The following is a 19030-nucleotide window of genomic DNA, read 5'->3' on the forward strand; positions in this document are numbered from 1 at the left end:
GTCGGGACATTGTGCGTCTGCTCGTCAGTACTGCGTCATGCCCTGATCGACCGAAATCGCCGCAGCCGTAACGTTTTTCGATTCCTCGCTGGCGAGCCAGCACACCGTGTCGGCGATGTCTTCCGGCTCGGCCGCCCAGGTCGGAAGGAACGGCGTGATCATTTGCGCCAGCTGCGGATAGGTCTCGATCGCCCGGCCAAGCGAACCGATCATGTCGCCACTGCCCATCAGCGTGTTGACCGCTCCGGGGTGCACGCTGTTGACGCGGATCGAATGCCTGCCGAGCTCGGCGGCGAACGCCCGCGCCATGCCGGTGACCGCGTGCTTGCTCGCGGTGTAGTGGACCATGAACGGCTGCATCTTGATCCCGGCGGCGGAGCTGATCAGAATGATCGACCCGCCGCGGCCGCCGTCGATGATCTTCTGTGCGCCCGCCATCACCGTGTTCCAGGTGCCGGTCACGTTGATGTCCATGACATCCCGGAAGTCCTCCGGGGTGATGGCGTCCCAGGTCTGGGGAGCAGACACGCCCGCGTTGGCGACGATGATGTCGAGCCGCCCCAGTACGGCGACGCCGTCGTCCACCGCCTTGTTCAGGGCCTCGCCATCGCGGACGTCGACGACGGAGGTGAGGATCTTCTGTCCGGTGGCCTCGACCAGGTTCACGGTCTCGGCGAGGTCGTCAGGTGTCGCGGAATCGTATGGAACGCAAGGCGGTAACTTGCCCGCGATGTCGATCGCGATGATGTCGGCGCCCTCCGTGGCCATCCGCACGGCATGTGCACGGCCCTGGCCCCGCGCCGCACCGGTGATGAAAGCGACCTTGCCTGTGAGGCGTCCGCTCATTTCTGCGCCGCCTTAACAAGATTCGATCCGATGATGAGTCGCTGGATCTCGCTGGTGCCCTCGTAGAGTCGCAGGAGCCGGACATCTCGGTAGATCCGCTCGACAGGCACTTCGCGCATATATCCGCTGCCACCGTGGATCTGCACCGCGAGATCGGCCACCTTGCCGACCATTTCGGTGCAGTACAGCTTGGCGGCCGACGGCGCGATCCTGCGGTCCTCGCCGCTGACCCACAACCGGGCGGCATCGCGCACCAGCGCGCGTCCTGCGAGTACACCGGTCTGCTGATCGGCGAGCATCGCCTGCACCAGTTGGAAATTCCCGATCGGGGTGCCGCCCTGTGTCGCGGTGGCGGCGTATGCGACGGATTCGTCCAGTGCACGCTGGGCGGTGCCGACGGCCAGCGCGGCGATGTGGACGCGGCCGCGCGCCAACGAGATCATCGCCGCCCGGTATCCGATGTCCTCGTTACCCCCGATCAAGGCCGAGTCGGGAACGCGAACGTCGTCGAAGGTGACGTCGGAGGTCCAGGCGCCTTCCTGGCCCATTTTCGCGTCCTTGACGCCGACCGCGACGCCCGCCGTGTCGGCAGGCACGAGGAAAACCGCGATGCCCGAGCCGTTCTCATCGGCGGCACGAGTGCGCGCGAAGACGATGAACAGATCGGCGACCGGGGCGTTGGTGATGAATCGCTTCTGCCCGTTGATGATCCAATCGCCGGCGTCACGAACGGCTTTCGTGCGCAACCCCGACGGGTTCGATCCCGCGCCAGGCTCGGTCAGCGCGAACGAGGCGACCACGTCGCCGGTCGCCATGGGCTCGAGCCAACGCGCCTTCTGCTCGTCGGTGCCGAACCCGACCAGCACCTGTCCGGCTATGCCGTTGTTGGTCCCGAACATCGACCGCAGTGCCAGGGACGTGTAGCCAAGCTCCATCGCCAACTCGACGTCTTGAACGAGGTTCAGGCCGAGGCCACCCCACTGCTGGGGGATCGCGTAGCCGAACAGGCCCATCTTCTTCGTCTGCTCGCGCAGGTCGTCGGGTACTCGATCTTCGGCCAAGATTTCCTGCTCGCGGGGAACGACAGCAGTGCGGACGAACTGACGAGTCTGGCCGAGGATCTCTTGGAAGTCTTCGTCGCTGACTTCGGTGGTCATCGCGTTCCTCTTCGATGAGTCGGGTCGCATGGCTCGAGAAATCATATATGAAATATGATGTTGGACCGACGGGGCCCTTACCCGGCTCCGACCAGCGAAGAGGGGTGATCAGGTGTCGTTGTTGTCCGGTCAAACCGCGGTCGTCACCGGCGGTGCACAGGGGCTGGGGTTCGCGATCGCGGAGCGGTTCATCGCCGAGGGCGCGCGGGTGGTGCTGGGCGATCTGGACCTCGGCGCGACCGAAGCCGCGGCCAAGCAGCTGGGCGGACAGGATGTCGCCTTGGCAGTGCGGTGCGATGTGACCAAGGCCGACGAGGTCGAGGCCTTGGTCGGGGCGGCGGTGGAGCGGTTCGGCGGCCTGGACATCATGGTGAACAACGCCGGCATCACGCGCGACGCGACGATGCGGAAGATGACCGAGGAGCAGTTCGACCAGGTCATCGCCGTGCACCTGAAGGGCACATGGAACGGCACGAAGGCGGCCGCGGCGATCATGCGTGAGAACAAGCGCGGCGCGATCGTGAACATGTCGTCGATCTCGGGCAAGGTGGGCCTCGTTGGCCAGACGAACTATTCGGCGGCCAAGGCCGGCATCGTCGGCTTGACGAAGGCCGCCGCCAAGGAACTCGCGCACCTCGGCGTGCGGGTCAATGCGATCCAACCCGGATTGATCAGATCAGCAATGACTGAAGCTATGCCCCAACATATTTGGGACCAGAAGCTGGCCGAGGTACCGATGGGCCGGGCGGGCGAGCCCGCCGAGGTGGCCAAGGTCGCGTTGTTCCTTGCCAGCGATTTGTCGTCGTACATGACCGGCACCGTCCTCGAGGTCACCGGCGGGAGGCACATCTGATGCGTGAAGCCGTTATCTGCGAACCGGTTCGCACGCCGATCGGCCGCTACGGCGGAATGTTCAAATCCCTGACTGCCGTAGACCTAGGCGTCGCGGCACTCAAGGGGTTGCTCGAGCGCACCGGAATCGACCCTGCCGCAGTGCAAGACGTGATCCTGGGTCACTGCTATCCCAGTAGCGAGGCGCCTGCGATCGGACGCGTGGTGGCACTGGACGCCGGGTTGCCGGTGACGGTGCCCGGCATGCAGGTCGACCGCCGCTGCGGCTCGGGCCTGCAGGCGGTTATCCAGGCATGCCTGCAGGTTGCCAACGGGGACAACGACATTGTCATCGCGGGCGGTGCGGAGAGCATGAGCAATGTCGCCTTCTACTCCACGGACATGCGCTGGGGCGGTGCCCGCAGCGGGGTGAAGGTGCACGACGGACTCGCCCGTGGCCGGACCACCGCAGGGGGCCGTCACTATCCCGTACCCGGGGGGATGCTGGAGACGGCGGAGAACCTTCGCCGTCAGTATGGAATCTCGCGGTTGGAGCAGGACGAACTCGCCGTCACGTCGCATCAACGCGCCGTCGCCGCGCAGAAGGACGGCATCCTCGCCGAGGAGATCATCCCGGTCGCAGTACGCACCCGTCAGGGCGAAGAGCTCATCGACACCGACGAGCACCCACGGGCCGACACATCGGTCGAGACGTTGAGCAAGCTGAAACCCGTTCTCCTTGCCGATGATCCAGAGGCGACGGTCACCGCCGGAAATTCCAGCGGGCAGAACGATGCCGCGTCGATGTGCGTCGTGACCACGCAGGACAAGGCAAACGAACTCGGCCTGACCCCGCTGGTCCGGCTGGTCTCGTGGGGGTCGGCCGGCGTGGCACCCAACGTCATGGGCATCGGCCCGGTGCCGGCGACGGAGGTGGCGCTTCGGAAAGCGGGGTTGACGCTGTCGGATATCGACTTGATCGAACTGAACGAAGCGTTCGCCGCACAGGCTCTGGCGGTCATGCGGGAATGGGATTTCACCGCTTCCGATCTCGAACGATCGAACGTGCACGGTTCGGGGATCTCGCTCGGCCACCCGGTCGGCGCAACGGGTGGACGGATGCTCGCCACGCTGGCACGCGAACTGAACCGCCGAGGCGCGCGCTACGGACTGGAAACCATGTGCATCGGGGGCGGGCAGGGCCTTGCCGCCGTTTTCGAAAGGATCGGCGCATGACCAAACTGGCCCAAACGCTGGGGCTCACCGAGTTTCAAACCGAAATCGTTGCCACGGTACGCCAATTCGTCGACAAAGAAGTCATCCCGAACGCGCAGGAACTCGAGCACGGTGACACCTACCCTCAGGCCATCGTCGACGCGATGAAAGACATGGGCCTTTTCGGGCTGATGATCCCGGAATCTTATGGCGGCCTGGGGGAGTCGCTGCTGACGTACGCGTTGTGTGTCGAGGAGCTCGCGCGGGGATGGATGAGCGTATCCGGGGTGCTGAACACCCACTTCATCGTCGCCTACATGCTGCGTCAGCACGGTACCGACGCACAGAAGCAGAACTACCTGCCGCGGATGGCGACCGGCGAGACGCGCGGCGCGTTCTCGATGTCAGAACCCGAGCTAGGCTCCGACGTCGCGGCTATCCGCACTCGGGCCAAGCGCAACGCCGACGGGACGTACACCATCGACGGTCAGAAGATGTGGCTGACCAACGGTGGAAGTTCGACGTTGGTGGCGGTGTTGGTGCGCACCGACGAGGGCGCCGACAAGCCGCACCGCAATCTCACCGCATTCCTGGTCGAAAAGCCGGTCGGCTTCGGCGAAGTCGTGCCGGGGCTGACCATTCCGGGCAAGATCGACAAGCTCGGATACAAGGGCATCGACACCACAGAGCTGATATTCGACGGCTATGTCGCCCGCGCCGAGGACATCCTGGGTGAAGTGCCCGGGCAGGGCTTCTTCCAGATGATGGACGGTATCGAGGTCGGACGAGTCAACGTGTCGGCCAGGGCATGCGGCGTGGGTATCCGCGCGTTCGAACTGGCCGTCCGTTACGCCCAGCAGCGTCAGACCTTCGGCAAGCCGATCGCCGAACATCAGGCGATCGCTTTCCAATTAGCCGAAATGGCAACCAAAGTCGAGGCCGCGCACCTGATGATGGTCAACGCGGCCCGGCTGAAAGATTCCGGCGAACGCAACGACGTCGCGGCCGGAATGGCCAAATACCTGGCGAGTGAGTTCTGTTCGGAGGTGACCCAGCAGAGCTTCCGGATTCACGGCGGGTACGGCTACTCGAAGGAATACGAGATCGAGCGGCTGATGCGCGACGCGCCGTTCCTGCTCATCGGCGAGGGCACCAGCGAGATCCAGAAGAACATCATCAGCAAGCGCCTGCTCGCCGACTACCGGATCTGACCATGACCGCACCCGATTTCGCGTTCCGGCCGCAGCTGGCCGATGACGTCGCCCGGTACGTCCGGAAGCGGATCTTCGACGGCACCTACACCGCTGGGCAGTACATCCGCCTGGACCAGTTGGCGGCCGACCTCGGAGTGAGTGTCACACCGGTTCGGGAGGCACTGTTCGTACTGAGCGCAGAAGGACTGCTCTCGCAGCAGCCGCGGCGCGGCTTCGTGGTCGTTCCAGTGACCGGCCGCGACCTCACGGACGTGTCGAATGTGCAGGCCCACATCGGTGGTGAACTCGCGGCGCGGGCGGCGGCGAACATCAGCCAGGAGCAGTTGCGGGAGCTCGAGAAGATCCAAACCGAACTGGAAGACGCGTACGCGAGCGACGACGACGAGCGCGCGGTGCGGCTCAATCACGAGTTTCACAGGGCGATCAATGTCGCCGCCGACTCACCCAAGCTCGCTCAGCTGATGTCGCAGATCACCCGCTACGCACCGGAATCGGTGTTTCCGACGATTGAAGGCTGGCCGGAGAAGTCGATGAAACACCATCGACGGCTGCTGGCCGCACTGGAGCAACACGACGAAAACCTGGCCCGCACAGAGATGGCCGAACATCTTGCAGCAGGCGCGGCGCCGCTCATCAAACACCTCACGAAACGCGGCGTGGTCAGCTAGGTGCGAGGCCTTTACGTCTGCTCACGCAACATCATGCGCAGTGAACGCACGTCGACCTTGCCGGTCGTGCCACGCGGAATGTCCTCGTCGGAATCGACACGAAGCCACACCGTCGGAACTTTAAACGAGCTCAGTCGTTTTCGGGCGGTCGCGCGGAGCTCGTCGACCGAGGCGTCGGATATCACGACGGCGCCGACAGCGCCGGAGACCTCGGTGACGAACGCGTTCTCCACACCGTCGATGGCCCGCAGCGCCTGCTCCACCTCGCTGGGATAGACGGTCGCGCCGCTGACTTTGAACATGTCGTCGGAGCGGCCGTGGTAGAACAGGAACCCGTCGGCGTCAAGGCGGCCGAGGTCTCCGGTGGGGTAGTAGCCGTCGGGGGTGAAAAGGTCTTCGCGGCCGCGCCGGCATATGCCCCGCAGCGTGTGCGGGCCTCGGATTTGGATCATGCCGATGGTGCCGGCCGGGACGGGTTGGCCGGTGTCGGCGTCGACGATCCGCACGTCCATGCCGTCGAACGGCTTGCCGCAGCTGCCCCACGCAGAGCGCGGCATATCGGTGTCGGCGGGATAGCCGCAGTAGGGCCCGAACGATTCGGTCATCCCGAACAACTTCGCCCGCGCGCCAGGCGCTGCACGCCGCTCGGGTGGCAGCAGCGCCTCCAGACTCCCGGGCTGCAGCGCGGACAAATCCGCTCCGACAGAGGCGGATTGGCGTGCCAGCGCCTCGGCTTGGTCGGGCCAGCCGCGAAACAGCGTGACCCGCTCACGTTCCAGTAGGCGCAGTGTCGTCTCCGGGCGGGGGATCTCCTCGGTGATGAGGGTCGCGCCGGCCAGCAGCGCGGACAGCACGCCGCTGCCGAAGCCGCCGACCCAGAAGAACGGCATCGGCAGGTACAGCCGCGTGTCGGCGTCGATGCAACGCGCGGCGAGGCCGGAACGCACCGCAGCCACAGCATTGCCATGAGAGTGGATCACTCCCTTGGGCGCTCCGCTGCTGCCCGACGTGAACATGATGACCAACGTGTCGCTCGGCGTGACAGCCGCCGTGATGGCGTCGATGTTGCGCCCGCCGGTTGTCAACTGATCGGGTGTCCAAAGCGTCTGCAGCGCAGGAAGTTCCGGGGTATCCACCACGCCGGCCAGATCATCAAGATAGCGATGGCCGCGGAACTCCTCGACCGCGATCAAGATCTGGACGGAGGCAACCCGCAACTGGGATATCAGCTCCGGAGGTTGCAGCAGGGTGCTCATCGGGACCAGCACAGCCCCGATGCGCGTCAGCGCCACCGCGATCTGCACCCACTGCACGCGGTTGGGCATGATCAGCCCGACACGGGTGCCCTTGCCGACGCCGGCGTCGACGAACGCGGCGGCGATCGCGCGGGTAGTTTCGTCGAGCTCGGCGTAGCTGATCCGCGACTCGGTATCGATGACCATTGGCTTGTCGCCGTGCTGTTCCGCGCGGACCCTGACCAACTCGTCGATGGTGTCAGACATCGAACATCGTCTGCAGCGCGGCGAGATCGACCTTGCCGCTGGACAGCACCGGAATCTCGGAACGCGGCACGGCGGCAAACCGTTTCGGGATCTTGTAGGAGGACAGCTCGGCCGCCAGGTGCTCGCGTACCGCGGCTTCGTCGAACGCGGCGCCGTCCTCCAACGCGACGACCGCGGCGACCAGCTGTCCGCGCTCGGGATCGGGCAGCCCGAGTACATGCGCGACGGCTCCGTCGGTCACCTTGGCGATCGCCCGCTCGACTTCGGCGGGCGTGACGTTGGCGCCGGCCGTCTTGATCATCGCTCCGCGTCGGCCGATGAAGTAGACGAAACCGTCGTCGTCTGTTCGAACGAGATCGCCGGTGTGGAACCAGCCGTCGTCATCGAAGCATTCTTCGCGGCTGCGTTTGTAGTACCGCTGCATCACATACGGTCCGCGGATCCACAGCTCACTGTCGACGATCTTGGTTTCGAAGCCAGGACAGGGCCTCCCGAACGAGCCGCGCCGGTGTTCGGGCTGGTCGGATTCGTCCTCGCTGATCGTGATGACACTGCCTGCTTCGGTCATGCCGAGCATGGTGTGCCGCAACTCGGGATCGGCCGGCCGGACCTCAGGCGCCATGATCGGGAAGAGGTTGCCGCGCCGCATCGATGACAGATCGCGTTCGGCCAGACTGGGGTGACCCGCAAGGTGGGCGATGCCCGCGACGAAACCGTTGGTCATCGTGGGCTTTTCGGCTTCCAGCAGATCCAGCGTCTCGCCTGCATCAGTTGCGTTGGAGCACACCAGAGTCGCGCCGGCCAGCAGGGTCGCCAGCACCGCGAACGCGATTCCACCGATCCAGAAGAACGGCGAGTTGCAGAACAGCTTGTCGTCTGCGGTCAACCCCCGAATCTCATTGAGCACCCGCTGGTGCGCAAGCAACGAGAAGTGCGTATGCACCACGCCCTTCGGCGCGCTCGTGGAGCCCGACGTGTAGACAATGGCCAGCGGATCCGACTCGTCGACGTCGTGCTCCACGGCCTCGAGCCGCCATGACTCGGTCCTGTCTTCGGGTTCGGCGTCGATCAAGACGTGCCGAAGTAGTGGGGCCTCGATGTCGGCGAGCCGCTCGCGGTAGTCGTGCGCGCGGAAGGAGGCAGCGGAAAGCAGGATTTCGGTATCGCTATCGACAAGTTGGGTCGTGATCTCGGGGGCGGTGGCGAAGGTGGAAAACGGTATGACGACTCCGCCGATGCGCGCTGCGGCCAGCATCCCGACTATCCAGGCTGCGCTATTGGGGTAGAGCAGCCCGATGTGGGTCCCCTTACCCGCGCCGAGGGCGACCATAGCGCGGGCCAGCTGCGCCGAACGGCGTTCGGCTTCGGCGTAACTGAGGCGTTCGGCGTCACACACCAGCAGTGTGTGCTCACCCCGATCCCGCGCTTGGTCACGCAGCACGGCGCCGACGGTGCTACTAGGCATGTTCGACGGCATTGGCGAAATGTCGCCGGACCGCAGTCAGATCCGGCTTACCGGAAGGCGTTCTGGGAATGCGGTCGACGATCGCGATGTCGGTGGGAATCTCGTAGCGCGCCAGCCGGGTTCGCAGATACTCCACCAGCGCCGTCGCATCGACGGCGTCCCGGAGCTCCACCATCGCGACCGGAGTCTCGCCGAGGCGGTCGTCGGGTCTGCCCACGACGGCGGCGCCGAGCACGGCCGGATGGCTTTCCAGCGCCGTTCGTACGTCGTCGGGCATCACCTTGAACCCGCCTCGGATGATCGCCTGATCGGCGCGTCCGAGGATCCAGAGGAATCCGTCGGCATCGATGCGCGCCATATCGGTGGTGCGCATCCAATTGCTGGACGGCCCCAGCTGACCGGGCTTGACCTCCAGCAGGCCGGCTTGGTCAGCGCCGAGCGGTGTGCCCTCGTCGTCGACGACCCGCAGCTGCGCGCCAAGGCTGGCCCGGCCGACGCTGCCACGCTTGGCGGTCCAGTACTTCTGGTAGTCGGCCAGTGTCCAACCTGCGACCCCGCCACCGAATTCCGTTGCCGCATAGGAGGTTAGGACGGGTATGCCGAACTTGGCGGTGAAGGCGTCGGCATCGTCGGCCGACAAGGGCGCGGTGCCCGATGTGACGGCACGGATACTCGCCAGGTCCTCGCGACGAAGATCGGAATGCAACACCGTGCGCAGCGCCGCAGGCACCAGCGATACGGCGCGAGGCCGATGCCTGCGCACGGCGTCGGCCCACTGGTTCAGCTCGAAACGCTCCAACAACGCGAACGGCCTTGCCTCACAGACACACTGCAGCACCCGGAACACTCCACCGATGTGCACCAGTGGCGCGTTGACGATCGCCACACCGCGCCGCAGCTCCGTTGGCGTCGCCGGCCCGTCCGGATCGGGCCCGATCACACTGCGGGCGAGCATGTCGTAGGTGAGGTCGATGCGCTTGGGCGGACCGGTGGTTCCGCTTGTGAGCATGCGCACCGCGACGCCCGGTCGACCTGCGCTGGGCGCGGGCACCTGCGGTGCGGCGTCCAGACCCGAGATCGGTATCGACGTCGGGCCGGCGGGCACCATGGATGCCAGGTCGTCGGGTTCCCCGATGACTACCCGCAGGTCCAGCGCGGCGATGTCCGCGCGCGTACGGTCGTCGCCGCGTGAGGGATTGATGGTGACGACGGTGCCGCCGCCCAACAGCATACCGAGAAGCGCCGCTACATGAGCGGGTCGGTTGCGCAGCAGCATCCCTACCTCGGCCTCGCCGACCGCAGCGATCCGATTCGCCATGGACGCGACCTGCTCCCACGTCGACCACTGGCCTTCGTACTCGACGGCTGCAGCGTCCGGCTGCAGCGCGAGGACGTCGGCGATGCGCCTGCTCAGCGCATGGTCTGCCATCACCGAATCCTCGGTTTCGCCGATGCACCATTGCCCTGGGCCGCCAATTCGGCCTGCCCGAGCGGATTTCCGAGCCGCGTGTAGATCAGGTTCTGCTCCAACGCCGCGCGGTACGGTTTCTCCAGCGATTCCCAGATCGCCTTGACCGTGCCCTGTGTCGCCGACGGCGGTTTGGCGGCGATGCCCGTCGCGATTTCGTGTGCGCGCGCCCACAGCCGATCCGCGGACACCACCTCGGACACCAGGCCGATCCGCAACGCGGTATCCGCGCTGACGCGTTCGTCGTTGCCCATCAACGCAATCCGCAATGTTTCCCCGAGACCGACGCGGCGCATCAACCCGATCGGCTCCAGTGCACAGACCAGGCCGGCGCTGACATGCGAGTCGAAGAACGTCGCCTCTTCTGAGCAGATCACGACGTCGGATTCGTTGACGAAGTAGAACGCGCCCGCGGTACACATGCCCTGAACGGCGCACACCACCGGTTTCCACATCTTCTGCCACTTCGGGCTGAGCGCTTCCCCCGGATCCTCGTGGTTCCACACGTTATCCGGTTGCCCGTAGGGCGTCTTGATATCGAGACCGGCGCTGAACGCGCGCTCACCCGCCGCGCGCAGCACCACGGCGTGCACCGATTCGTCGAGCTTGACCAGGCGCCACACCTCGACCATCTCCTCACACATGGTCCGGTTGAACGCGTTCAGTGAATCCGGCCGGTTCAGCGTGATGGTGGCGACGTGGTCGGTCTCGTTCACGTCGAGCAGGATGGTCTCGAAGCTCATCGGCATCGCCAGTTCGGGGCGCGCTTTTCCATGAATGCCTTCGGTCCTTCGAGTGCATCCTCGGTGCGGATGACGCGCTCGCGGAACGTCTCGGCAAGGATCTCGGCATCATGCAGGGGCAGGTCCAGTGTCTTGTGGATGGCCAGCCGCGTACCGCGCACGGCCAGCGGCGCATTCGAGTTCACGATGTCGGCGATCTCGTGCGCTCGCTCGAGCAGCTTGTCGTGCTCGACGACCTCGCTGATCATGCCGAGTTCGTAGGCGCGCTGCGCGCTCATCCGTTCGTGCTTGCCCATCAGGGCCATGCGCAGCGCGATGTTGCGGGGCAACACCCGAGCCAGCCGGACCATCTCGCGGCCGGCCACCAGGCCGATGCTGACGTGCGGATCGAAGAACGTCGCCTTGTCCGAGGCGATGGCGATGTCGCCGGTGGTGATCCAGTCCAGCCCTGCGCCACAGCACAATCCGTTGACGGCGGTCAGTACGGGCTTGGCCATCCTGCGGAACGGGGGTGTGCCCTCCTGCGGGGCCTCCCATTGGTCGTAGGTGGACAGGTAGGGCCGCTCGTAGATCACCCGGCCGTCTTCGGGAATCTCCCCGACGTCCGCGCCGGTGCAGAAGGCGCGGCCGGTGCCGGTGACGATGAGAGTCCAGATGTTGTCGTCGTTTTCGGCCTCGTCGTACGCGGCGCGCAACTCGCTGATCATGGCAGGGCTGAGCGCGTTGAGTGCGTCGGGCCGGTTCAACGTGATCGTGGCCTTGTGCCCGTCGACCTCGTACTTGATGTACGTCATTTAGTCACCTTCCACCGAACTCCGGTGTGCGCTTCTCGCGGAACGCCGCAAGACCTTCCTTGAAATCTGTTGTCCGGCATGAGAGTTCTACGTTGAACAGTTCCTGCGTCATGGCCTGATCGAGCGTTGCGTGCTGACCGTAGTTGAGTGCCTGCTTGGCGAGTCCGATCGCGACCGTCGGGCCGGACGCAAGTCGCGTCAGCAGTTTCTCTGCGACATCGTCGACATCCGTCGCGGCGACGCTTCGATGTATCAGGCCCCAGTCCGCCGCGTCGCTTCCGCTCACCTTCTCGCCCAGCAGCAGCATCTCCTTGGCCCGCGCCAGGCCAACGAGCCGGGGGAGCAGCCACGTCGAACCGGAATCCGGGGAAAAGCCGCGGCCGATGAATGGTTCCCAGAACACCGCATCGTCGGCGGCCACGGTGAAGTCCGCGGCGAGGGCCAGATTGCAGCCGAGACCGACGGCCCAGCCGCGCACGCTGCAGACCACGGGCAACTGGATGCCATGCACGAGCTCGATCACCCGATTGGCGGTGTGGGGAATGCGTCTGACCAAGTCGCCGGTGCGGAGCCGTTGGCCGGCGTTGTTGGTGGCCACCCAGTCCGCGCCCGCGCAGAAATCGCCTCCTGCGCCACGGATGTGGATGGCGCGAAGCGAATCGTCGGTCGCGGCATCGGTCAGCAGATCGACCAGCGCATCGATCATCGAATGGCTCAACGAGTTGCGTCTCGTCTGGCGGTCGAGCGTGAGCCGAAGAACATCGCCGTCCCGCGATGCCGCCACCGCGCCCTCGGCCTCGACGTCAGTCACCGTTGAATCCGCCAATCCTCAGCTATATGGTTAGCCATACAGTATTGCTATCCTGTATAAGTTAGCAAGGAAAGCGCGTCAACGGAACACGGAAGAGGGCCCATGGCGGACGGCACCCCGCAATACGGCGAGCAGCCACTGGCGCAGACCGTCGCCGCCGCTGGCGCGCTGCGGCGCCTGACCGGGCTGCTCCTGTCGTTGGAGCACGAGCATCCGGCCGTGGATGCCATGCTCACGCAATTCGCCGACTGGGAGCGGGAGTTGGCGGCCGCCGTTCCGCCTGACCCGACGCCCAGGATCGGCGAGGGCGGCGAGGAGAAGCGCGTATATCTGAACCACGCGTTCGACCCCGGCGCGTACAACCCGTCTTTCCCCGAGTACACGTTCGACTATTTCGACGACGAGACCGCTTCCGGCCGCGTCAACTTCCCGGTGGTGTACGAGGGCCCGCCGGGATTGGTCAACGGCGGCTTTTTGGCTGTCTTCTTCGACTGCATCACTCAGCACCAGAGCTGCGCCGCGCAACGGACGGGCAAGACGCGCTCGCTCACCGTGACATTCCGCAGGCCCACGCCCATTCTGACCGAGCTCGCATTCGACATCGTGCGCTCCGAGTCGGACGGACGGGTGACTTCGACGGCGCGACTTCTGCTGGACGACGAGGTGCTCTGCATCGGCGAGTTCAAAACCGTCGCCTCGTCGCCGGACAAACTGACGGGGTTCCGATTCGGCGAGCGGCGGGTCAAGAACTGATGGTGGCGCAACGCATTCGCCAACCCCGGGTGGCCGAGATCGTCGCGTCCCGGCTCCGCGACGACATCCTCGCCGGCCGGCTCAAAGAAGGTGACGTGCTGCCGACCCAGGAGAGCCTGTTTTCGGAATTCGGCGTCAGCCCGCCCGCCGTGCGCGAGGCGATCCACATCCTGGAGACGGACGGGCTGATCTCGGTGCGCCGCGGGAACATGGGCGGAGCGGTGGTCCACCTGCCCTCCGCGGAGCGCACCGCGCACATGATCAGCATGGTGTTGCAGACACGCGCTGCGACGCCGGCCGATGTCAGTGGCGCGCTGATGCACCTGGAGCCGATCTGCGCAGGCATGTGTGCCGCGCGCGAGGACCGGATGACGGAGGTCATTCCCTATCTCGAGGCCGAGATCGCCACGCAGACCGAGCAATTCGACGACCTGTCGCGATATGTGCCCAACGCCCGGCGGTTCCACGAGGCGGTGGTTTCACGATGCGGCAATGAGCCGATGATCTTGCTGATCGGCTCGCTCGAGCTGATCTGGTCGGCGCATGAATCATCGGTGTGGAGCGACGAGGGAGACCCGATGTCACGCAAGACCATGCGCGCCGCTCTACGTGATCATCAGCGGTTGCTCGACGCCATTCGAGACGGTGACTCTGCGCGCGCAGTGAGGCTGGCTCAGGACCATCTCGCTGCTGCGCGGCGCAACACTCTGGCCGTCGGTAAGGACAAAACCATTGAGGCCAAACTGATTTCGAATACTAACCACCAGGAGTCCGTGAGATGACAGCGCCAGACGATCGCGTCCTATTCGACGTGGATCAAGACAAGCGGATCGCGACCATCACGTTGAACAACCCGGCGCAGCGCAATTCCTACGACGCAGCCATGCGTGACGCGATCGCGCGCCATCTGGATCGCGTGGCCGAGGACGACGACATCACCGTCGTGCTGCTGCGCGGCGTGGAAGGCGTGTTCAGCACCGGTGCTGACATGAACAACGCCTACGGCTGGTACGGCGGCCGCGATAAGCCGGAGGCGAAGAGTCGTCCCAGCCAGCGGCGGCGTCTGACAGTGGATCGCAAATCGTTCGGCTTCTACCACAATTTGATGGGCTTTCCGAAGGTCACGGTGGGGGAGATCGGCGGATACGCGCTCGGCGGTGGCTTCGAGATGGCGCTGATGATGGATATCTCGGTGATCGCGCGCGACACCAAGATCGGCATGCCCGCCACGCGATTCCTCGGGCCCGCGCTGGGCAGCCTGCACATGTTCTTTCACCGGCTCGGACCCGTGCTGGCGCGGCGGCTGCTGCTGACCGGCGACATCATCGAGGCGGGTGCGATCGAGCACCTGGGCGTCTTCACCGACACCTGTGACGCCGCATCGGTACCCGCGAGGGCCCAATACTGGGCCGAGAAGGCCGCGAAGATGCCGGCCGACGGCGTCGTCATCGCCAAGGAGGCGTTCCGACTCGTCGAGCAGAGCCAGGTGTATCAGGGCGAGGAAGTCGCCAGCTATCTGTTTCACGCCTACGGCACGAACCTGCAGTTCTCGCCCGGCGAGTTCAACTTCGTCAAGACGAGGGCGCAGCACGGAACAAAGGAAGCGTTCCGGCTGCGTGACGAGCACTTCCATGTCCCCGAGCCGACGTGATCGCCGTCACCTATTTGTGGCGATACAGTATCTGCTACTTTTGTAAAGTCGAAACATCGAAAATCGAGGTCTAGCTATGCCCACACCCGTCATCGTCGGCGCCACCCGGACAGCCATCGGTCGTTCGTTCAAGGGAACGTTGGTCAATACCCCTCCGGAGGTGCTGATCACCACGGTGCTGCCAGAGGTTGTCCGCCGGTCGGGCGTGGATCCCTCCGCGATCGACGATATCATCTTCGCCGAATCGCATTACGGCGGAGGCGATCTCGCTCGTTATGCCGCCGCTGCGACGGGCTTGGAGCACGTCCCGGGTCAGGCGGTCAACCGGCACTGCGCGGGCAGCCTCACCGCGATCGGCAACGCCGCCGCCCAGATCGGCTCCGGCATGGAGCGGGCGCTCATCGCGGGTGGCGTGCAGTCGCTGTCGATGACTCCGCTGATGAGCCAGCGGATCCCCGGACCCGAGCTGAAGTTCGAGGAGCGGTGGATGCCGCCGACGCATCCGGAGACGCCGGATGCCCCCTGCAAGGACATGTCGATCACTGTCGGCTGGAACACCGCGCAGGCCGTCGGCATCACCCGCGAGGAGATGGACGCCTGGGCGGCGCGGTCGCATCAGCGCGCCATCGCGGCAATCGACGCGGGCAAGTTCGTCGACGAGATCGTGCCGCTCAAGGTGGAGCAGTTCGACGGTTCGGTGATCGACTTCAGCGTCGACGAGCATCCGCGTCGCGACACCACCGTTGAAAAGCTGGCCGGGCTGAAGCCGTTGCATCCCGAGATCGAAGGGTTCTCCATCACCGCGGGCAACAGCAGCGGCACCAACGACGCCGCGGCCGCGGTGGCTCTCGTCGATTACGCCTACGCAGACGCCGAGAAGCTGACGAAGATGGCGACCGTGCGCGCCTGGGCCTCGGCCGGTGTGGCTCCGCGCGATTGCGGGCTTGGCGCCGTGAAGGTCATCGGCAAGGTGCTCCATCGTGCCGGGCTGAAGGCGTCGGATGTGGCGCTGTGGGAGATCAACGAGGCGTTCGCATCGGTGCCGATCGCGGCGTGCCGCGAGTACGGGATCGACGAAGAACTGGTCAACTTCTCCGGAAGTGGTTGCAGCTTGGGCCATCCCATCGCCGCATCGGGTGCGCGGATGGTCACGACGCTCGTCTACGAGCTGCAGCGGCGCGGCGGCGGCATCGGTGTCGCGGCGATGTGCGCGGGCGGTGGCCAGGGCGGCGCGGTCGTCATCGAGGTCTAGTTCTGTCGGCGGGCCGCGGCCTCAGGTCATATACCGCGAGGCGGGCCATTTCGACACATACCCGACGAGCCGTTGCATCTGCTCGCGCGGGAAAGTCAGCGCGCGGCGGCCTTGCTCCGCGGACGTGACGCGGTCGACTTGGTCGCCTTTCGCACAGACTTCGCGGGCTTGCCGCCGCCCTCGATGAGCCGGTTCGCGTGGTCGAGGATGCATTCGAGGCCGAACTCGAAATTGTTCTCGTCGGCCGCGCCGATGTGATGCCCCTTTTCCGTCACCTGCGCCAGTAGCGGGGTGGATTCGGGATCGATCGTCCACGTTTCTTCGATATCGCTTGGACCGCCGTCGTCGGTGCGGTTCTTGTCCCGAAGTCGCTGCAGCACCACCGATCCGCGCACATGAACCGACACCGCCGAGTAGGTGTCGAAAGCGTCTTCAGGCGAAAGGCCGGCCTCCACGAGGCTTTCGATCGCCCTTTCCACTTCCTGCACGCCGAGCTTGGCCGCCCGCGGGCTGAGCGCTGACCGAATGAGAATCAGGTCGCACAGAATCGGGTTGCCCATGAACGTCTTTCGCATCGTGCGCGCATGGTTGCGTAACGTCTCGCGCCAATCCTTGGCCTCGACGTAGGGAGTGGCGAACACGTACTGCCGCAGCGCGCGATCCGTCATCGCGTTGAGCAGATCGTCCTTCTTGCGGAAGTACCAATAGATGCTCGTGACTCCGACGCCGAGGTGCTTGCCGAGCAGGGGCATGCTCAAGTTGTCGATGCCCACTTCCTCTGCAAGCTCGAAGGCACCCTTGATGATGTCGTCGGGATTGATGGACCCGCGCTCGCGTCGCTGACGCTTCTCAGCGGTTGCTTGCTTGGCCACGACAGGGCACCTCCATCAACGTTGGGTGACTCGAATTTACCGGCAGCCACCGTCTGAACTGCGTCTTCGCATGCGTGTCGCTGCCGGGTCGTTACCGTCAACCTTACCGGGAGCCATCCCGTCGATGGCCCCTCCCGCGTTTCATTCTTTTACTGTAAGACCTATAGTAAGCTTTTCTAGCGAAATTGTGTGAACCGTGAAGGGCTAAGGGTGTCGGACGAAATACTTACCGAGCGCCGCGGGCGCGTGCTTGTCATCACGATCAATCGACCGGACGCGCGAAATGCGGTGAACCTGGCTGTCAGCCAAGGCCTTGCCGATGCGGTTGACGAGCTGGACGACAGCGCCGACCTGTCGGCGGCGGTCATCACCGGTGCGGGCGGCAACTTCTGCGCCGGCATGGACCTGAAGGCCTTCGCGGCGGGCGAGGTCGTCGCCATCCCAGGCCGGGGCATCGGATTCACAGAACGGCCACCCAAGAAGCCGCTCATCTCCGCCGTCGAAGGCTATGCGTTGGCAGGCGGCACCGAGGTCGTGCTCGCTACCGATCTCGTCGTAGCCTCGCGCACCGCGAAATTCGGCATCCCGGAAGTCAAGCGCGGCCTCGTCGCCGCGGGCGGCGGCCTGCTGCGGCTGCAGAAACGAATCCCGTTCCAGAAGGCACTCGAACTTGCGCTGACCGGTGACAGCTTCACCGCCGAAGAGGGCGCCGCATGGGGTTTCGTCAACAAGGTGACCGAACCCGGTGAAGCACTGGCTGGCGCCATCGAGCTCGCCGAGCGCATCACCGCCAACGGACCGCTGGCGGTGGCGACCACCAAGGAGATCCTCGTCAAGTCTGCGGACTGGAGCGAAGAGGAGATGTGGAAGAAGCAGCTCGAGCTCATCATCCCGATCTTCACGTCCAACGACGCCAAGGAAGGCGCCATCGCCTTTGCGGAAAAGCGCACGCCGAACTGGACGGGCACGTAGAGCAGGCAGCGCAATGGATCTCGGGCTGAAGGACGCGACCGCCGTCGTGGTCGGCGGCGGCCGGGGAATGGGCTTTGCCGCTGCGAAATGCCTTGCGGACGACGGCGCGCGAGTGGCCCTCGTCGGCCGCACGAAAGATGTCGTCGAGCGGGCAGCCAAGGACCTAACCGACCGCGGAAGTCCCGACGCCGTCGGCCTGGTGGCCGACACCACCGACGCCGAGCAGGTGCAGCGGGTGTTCGACGAGCTGGGCCGGCGCTGGGACGGCGAGCTCAATGCGCTCATCAATGCGGTCGGGCCGGGCAGCATCGGCACGTTCGAGGACCTCACCGACGACCAGTGGCGGGCGGCCTTCGACGACGGCGTGATGGGCATGGTGCACTGTGTGCGATCGGCCCTGCCGCTGCTGCGAAAGGCGCAGTGGGCGCGAATCGTCAACTTCTCGGCCCACTCGACCCAGCGGCAGACGGTCATCCTGCCCGCCTATACGGCCGCCAAAGCGGCGCTGACAAGCATCTCCAAGAACTTGTCACTCCTGTTGGCCAAGGACGAAATCATGGTCAACGTCGTCTCTCCCGGCAGCATCGCGTCGGAGGCGCTCGTCGGCTGGGCCGCATCCGTCGGCGTCGACGGCACCAATCCCTACGCGCTGATGGCCGCTATCGACAAACATTTCGGGCACCCCGCGCACCTGCCCCGCGCCGGCCTGCCCGACGAAATCGGGCCCGTCGTCGCATTTCTCGCGTCGCGGCGCAACTCGTACATGACCGGCGCCAACATCAACGTCGACGGCGGTAGTGATTTCACCTAGGGAGT

The 19030-nt window shown here is 65.2% G+C and carries 19 protein-coding genes; 10 read left to right on the forward strand and 9 right to left on the reverse strand.

Annotated elements, in window-relative coordinates:
* Window positions 1-24: 24 nt before the first annotated feature.
* Both ACWW36_RS17565 and ACWW36_RS17570 read right to left on the reverse strand, forming a co-directional pair.
* Window positions 25-846 (reverse strand): mycofactocin-coupled SDR family oxidoreductase, encoded by an 822-nt coding sequence (locus ACWW36_RS17565; RefSeq protein ID WP_456137268.1) that lies wholly within the window; start codon window positions 844-846, stop codon window positions 25-27.
* Window positions 843-2003 carry an acyl-CoA dehydrogenase family protein gene (locus ACWW36_RS17570; protein ID WP_456137269.1) on the reverse strand — a complete coding sequence of 387 codons (1161 nt, stop codon included), beginning with the start codon at window positions 2001-2003 and terminating at the stop codon, window positions 843-845. Before ACWW36_RS17570 ends, ACWW36_RS17565 begins: the two co-directional genes overlap by 4 nt.
* A 112-nt stretch (window positions 2004-2115) precedes the next feature.
* On the opposite strand from ACWW36_RS17570, the gene fabG reads away from it, so the two are divergent.
* The 4 genes from fabG to ACWW36_RS17590 are packed head-to-tail and all read left to right on the forward strand — an operon-like array spanning window position 2116 to window position 5931.
* Window positions 2116-2856 (forward strand): 3-oxoacyl-ACP reductase FabG, encoded by a 741-nt coding sequence (fabG, locus tag ACWW36_RS17575; RefSeq protein WP_456137270.1) that lies wholly within the window; start codon window positions 2116-2118, stop codon window positions 2854-2856.
* Window positions 2856-4070 (forward strand): acetyl-CoA C-acetyltransferase, encoded by a 1215-nt coding sequence (locus ACWW36_RS17580; RefSeq protein WP_456137271.1) that lies wholly within the window; start codon window positions 2856-2858, stop codon window positions 4068-4070. The genes fabG and ACWW36_RS17580 overlap by 1 nt, the downstream gene beginning before the upstream one ends.
* Window positions 4067-5260: an acyl-CoA dehydrogenase family protein gene (locus ACWW36_RS17585; protein ID WP_456137272.1), complete on the forward strand. Its 1194-nt coding sequence runs from the start codon at window positions 4067-4069 to the stop codon at window positions 5258-5260. The genes ACWW36_RS17580 and ACWW36_RS17585 overlap by 4 nt, the downstream gene beginning before the upstream one ends.
* 2 nt (window positions 5261-5262) lie before the next feature.
* Window positions 5263-5931 (forward strand): GntR family transcriptional regulator, encoded by a 669-nt coding sequence (locus ACWW36_RS17590; RefSeq protein WP_456137273.1) that lies wholly within the window; start codon window positions 5263-5265, stop codon window positions 5929-5931.
* A gap of 11 nt (window positions 5932-5942) precedes the next feature.
* Here the strand turns inward: ACWW36_RS17590 and ACWW36_RS17595 are convergent, their stop codons facing one another.
* The 6 genes from ACWW36_RS17595 to ACWW36_RS17620 are packed head-to-tail and all read right to left on the reverse strand — an operon-like array spanning window position 5943 to window position 12714.
* Window positions 5943-7433, reverse strand: a complete 1491-nt coding sequence (locus ACWW36_RS17595) for a class I adenylate-forming enzyme family protein (RefSeq protein ID WP_456137274.1) — start codon at window positions 7431-7433, stop codon at window positions 5943-5945.
* Window positions 7426-8898, reverse strand: coding sequence for a class I adenylate-forming enzyme family protein (locus ACWW36_RS17600; RefSeq protein ID WP_456137275.1), 1473 nt, complete (start codon window positions 8896-8898; stop codon window positions 7426-7428). Before ACWW36_RS17600 ends, ACWW36_RS17595 begins: the two co-directional genes overlap by 8 nt.
* On the reverse strand, window positions 8891-10327 hold the full coding sequence (locus ACWW36_RS17605; RefSeq protein ID WP_456137276.1) for a class I adenylate-forming enzyme family protein: 1437 nt from the start codon (window positions 10325-10327) through the stop codon (window positions 8891-8893). The genes ACWW36_RS17600 and ACWW36_RS17605 overlap by 8 nt, the downstream gene beginning before the upstream one ends.
* Window positions 10327-11115, reverse strand: coding sequence for an enoyl-CoA hydratase/isomerase family protein (locus ACWW36_RS17610; RefSeq protein WP_456137277.1), 789 nt, complete (start codon window positions 11113-11115; stop codon window positions 10327-10329). Before ACWW36_RS17610 ends, ACWW36_RS17605 begins: the two co-directional genes overlap by 1 nt.
* Window positions 11106-11903: an enoyl-CoA hydratase/isomerase family protein gene (locus tag ACWW36_RS17615; protein WP_456137278.1), complete on the reverse strand. Its 798-nt coding sequence runs from the start codon at window positions 11901-11903 to the stop codon at window positions 11106-11108. The genes ACWW36_RS17610 and ACWW36_RS17615 overlap by 10 nt, the downstream gene beginning before the upstream one ends.
* A gap of 4 nt (window positions 11904-11907) precedes the next feature.
* Complete coding sequence (locus ACWW36_RS17620; protein ID WP_456137279.1) at window positions 11908-12714, reverse strand: enoyl-CoA hydratase/isomerase family protein; 807 nt, start codon at window positions 12712-12714, stop codon at window positions 11908-11910.
* 102 nt (window positions 12715-12816) lie between these two features.
* Between ACWW36_RS17620 and ACWW36_RS17625 the strand changes: the two genes are divergently transcribed.
* From ACWW36_RS17625 to ACWW36_RS17640, 4 genes are all read left to right on the forward strand, one after another.
* Complete coding sequence (locus tag ACWW36_RS17625) at window positions 12817-13467, forward strand: hypothetical protein (protein WP_456137280.1); 651 nt, start codon at window positions 12817-12819, stop codon at window positions 13465-13467.
* Window positions 13467-14249, forward strand: coding sequence for a FadR/GntR family transcriptional regulator (locus tag ACWW36_RS17630; RefSeq protein WP_456137281.1), 783 nt, complete (start codon window positions 13467-13469; stop codon window positions 14247-14249). Before ACWW36_RS17625 ends, ACWW36_RS17630 begins: the two co-directional genes overlap by 1 nt.
* Entirely contained in the window at window positions 14246-15118 is an 873-nt protein-coding gene (locus ACWW36_RS17635; RefSeq protein WP_456137282.1) for an enoyl-CoA hydratase/isomerase family protein, read from the forward strand. Before ACWW36_RS17630 ends, ACWW36_RS17635 begins: the two co-directional genes overlap by 4 nt.
* Before the next feature lie 76 nt (window positions 15119-15194).
* Window positions 15195-16370 carry a thiolase family protein gene (locus tag ACWW36_RS17640; protein ID WP_456137283.1) on the forward strand — a complete coding sequence of 392 codons (1176 nt, stop codon included), beginning with the start codon at window positions 15195-15197 and terminating at the stop codon, window positions 16368-16370.
* Between the two features lie 95 nt (window positions 16371-16465).
* Here the strand turns inward: ACWW36_RS17640 and ACWW36_RS17645 are convergent, their stop codons facing one another.
* Complete coding sequence (locus ACWW36_RS17645; protein ID WP_456137284.1) at window positions 16466-17242, reverse strand: TetR/AcrR family transcriptional regulator; 777 nt, start codon at window positions 17240-17242, stop codon at window positions 16466-16468.
* A 210-nt stretch (window positions 17243-17452) separates the two neighbouring features.
* On the opposite strand from ACWW36_RS17645, the gene ACWW36_RS17650 reads away from it, so the two are divergent.
* The gene (locus ACWW36_RS17650) at window positions 17453-18214 is read left to right on the forward strand and encodes a crotonase/enoyl-CoA hydratase family protein (protein ID WP_456137285.1); all 762 of its coding nucleotides are present in this window, start codon (window positions 17453-17455) and stop codon (window positions 18212-18214) included.
* A gap of 13 nt (window positions 18215-18227) precedes the next feature.
* On the forward strand, window positions 18228-19025 hold the full coding sequence (locus ACWW36_RS17655) for an SDR family NAD(P)-dependent oxidoreductase (RefSeq protein ID WP_456137286.1): 798 nt from the start codon (window positions 18228-18230) through the stop codon (window positions 19023-19025).
* Window positions 19026-19030: the final 5 nt, after the last annotated feature.

It is taken from the genome of Mycobacterium sp. MMS18-G62 (assembly GCF_053877835.1).

Excerpts from the sequence above, each read along its gene's own strand:
- ACWW36_RS17565 (WP_456137268.1), bottom strand. The coding sequence starts at position 846 with ATGAGCGGACGCCTCACAGGCAAGGTCGCTTTCATCACCGGTGCGGCG.
- ACWW36_RS17570 (WP_456137269.1), bottom strand. The coding sequence starts at position 2,003 with ATGACCACCGAAGTCAGCGACGAAGACTTCCAAGAGATCCTCGGCCAG.
- ACWW36_RS17580 (WP_456137271.1), top strand. The coding sequence starts at position 2,856 with ATGCGTGAAGCCGTTATCTGCGAACCGGTTCGCACGCCGATCGGCCGC.
- ACWW36_RS17585 (WP_456137272.1), top strand. The coding sequence starts at position 4,067 with ATGACCAAACTGGCCCAAACGCTGGGGCTCACCGAGTTTCAAACCGAA.
- ACWW36_RS17590 (WP_456137273.1), top strand. The coding sequence starts at position 5,263 with ATGACCGCACCCGATTTCGCGTTCCGGCCGCAGCTGGCCGATGACGTC.
- ACWW36_RS17595 (WP_456137274.1), bottom strand. The coding sequence starts at position 7,433 with ATGTCTGACACCATCGACGAGTTGGTCAGGGTCCGCGCGGAACAGCAC.
- ACWW36_RS17600 (WP_456137275.1), bottom strand. The coding sequence starts at position 8,898 with ATGCCTAGTAGCACCGTCGGCGCCGTGCTGCGTGACCAAGCGCGGGAT.
- ACWW36_RS17605 (WP_456137276.1), bottom strand. The coding sequence starts at position 10,327 with ATGGCAGACCATGCGCTGAGCAGGCGCATCGCCGACGTCCTCGCGCTG.
- ACWW36_RS17610 (WP_456137277.1), bottom strand. The coding sequence starts at position 11,115 with ATGCCGATGAGCTTCGAGACCATCCTGCTCGACGTGAACGAGACCGAC.
- ACWW36_RS17615 (WP_456137278.1), bottom strand. The coding sequence starts at position 11,903 with ATGACGTACATCAAGTACGAGGTCGACGGGCACAAGGCCACGATCACG.
- ACWW36_RS17625 (WP_456137280.1), top strand. The coding sequence starts at position 12,817 with ATGGCGGACGGCACCCCGCAATACGGCGAGCAGCCACTGGCGCAGACC.
- ACWW36_RS17630 (WP_456137281.1), top strand. The coding sequence starts at position 13,467 with ATGGTGGCGCAACGCATTCGCCAACCCCGGGTGGCCGAGATCGTCGCG.
- ACWW36_RS17635 (WP_456137282.1), top strand. The coding sequence starts at position 14,246 with ATGACAGCGCCAGACGATCGCGTCCTATTCGACGTGGATCAAGACAAG.
- ACWW36_RS17640 (WP_456137283.1), top strand. The coding sequence starts at position 15,195 with ATGCCCACACCCGTCATCGTCGGCGCCACCCGGACAGCCATCGGTCGT.
- ACWW36_RS17655 (WP_456137286.1), top strand. The coding sequence starts at position 18,228 with ATGGATCTCGGGCTGAAGGACGCGACCGCCGTCGTGGTCGGCGGCGGC.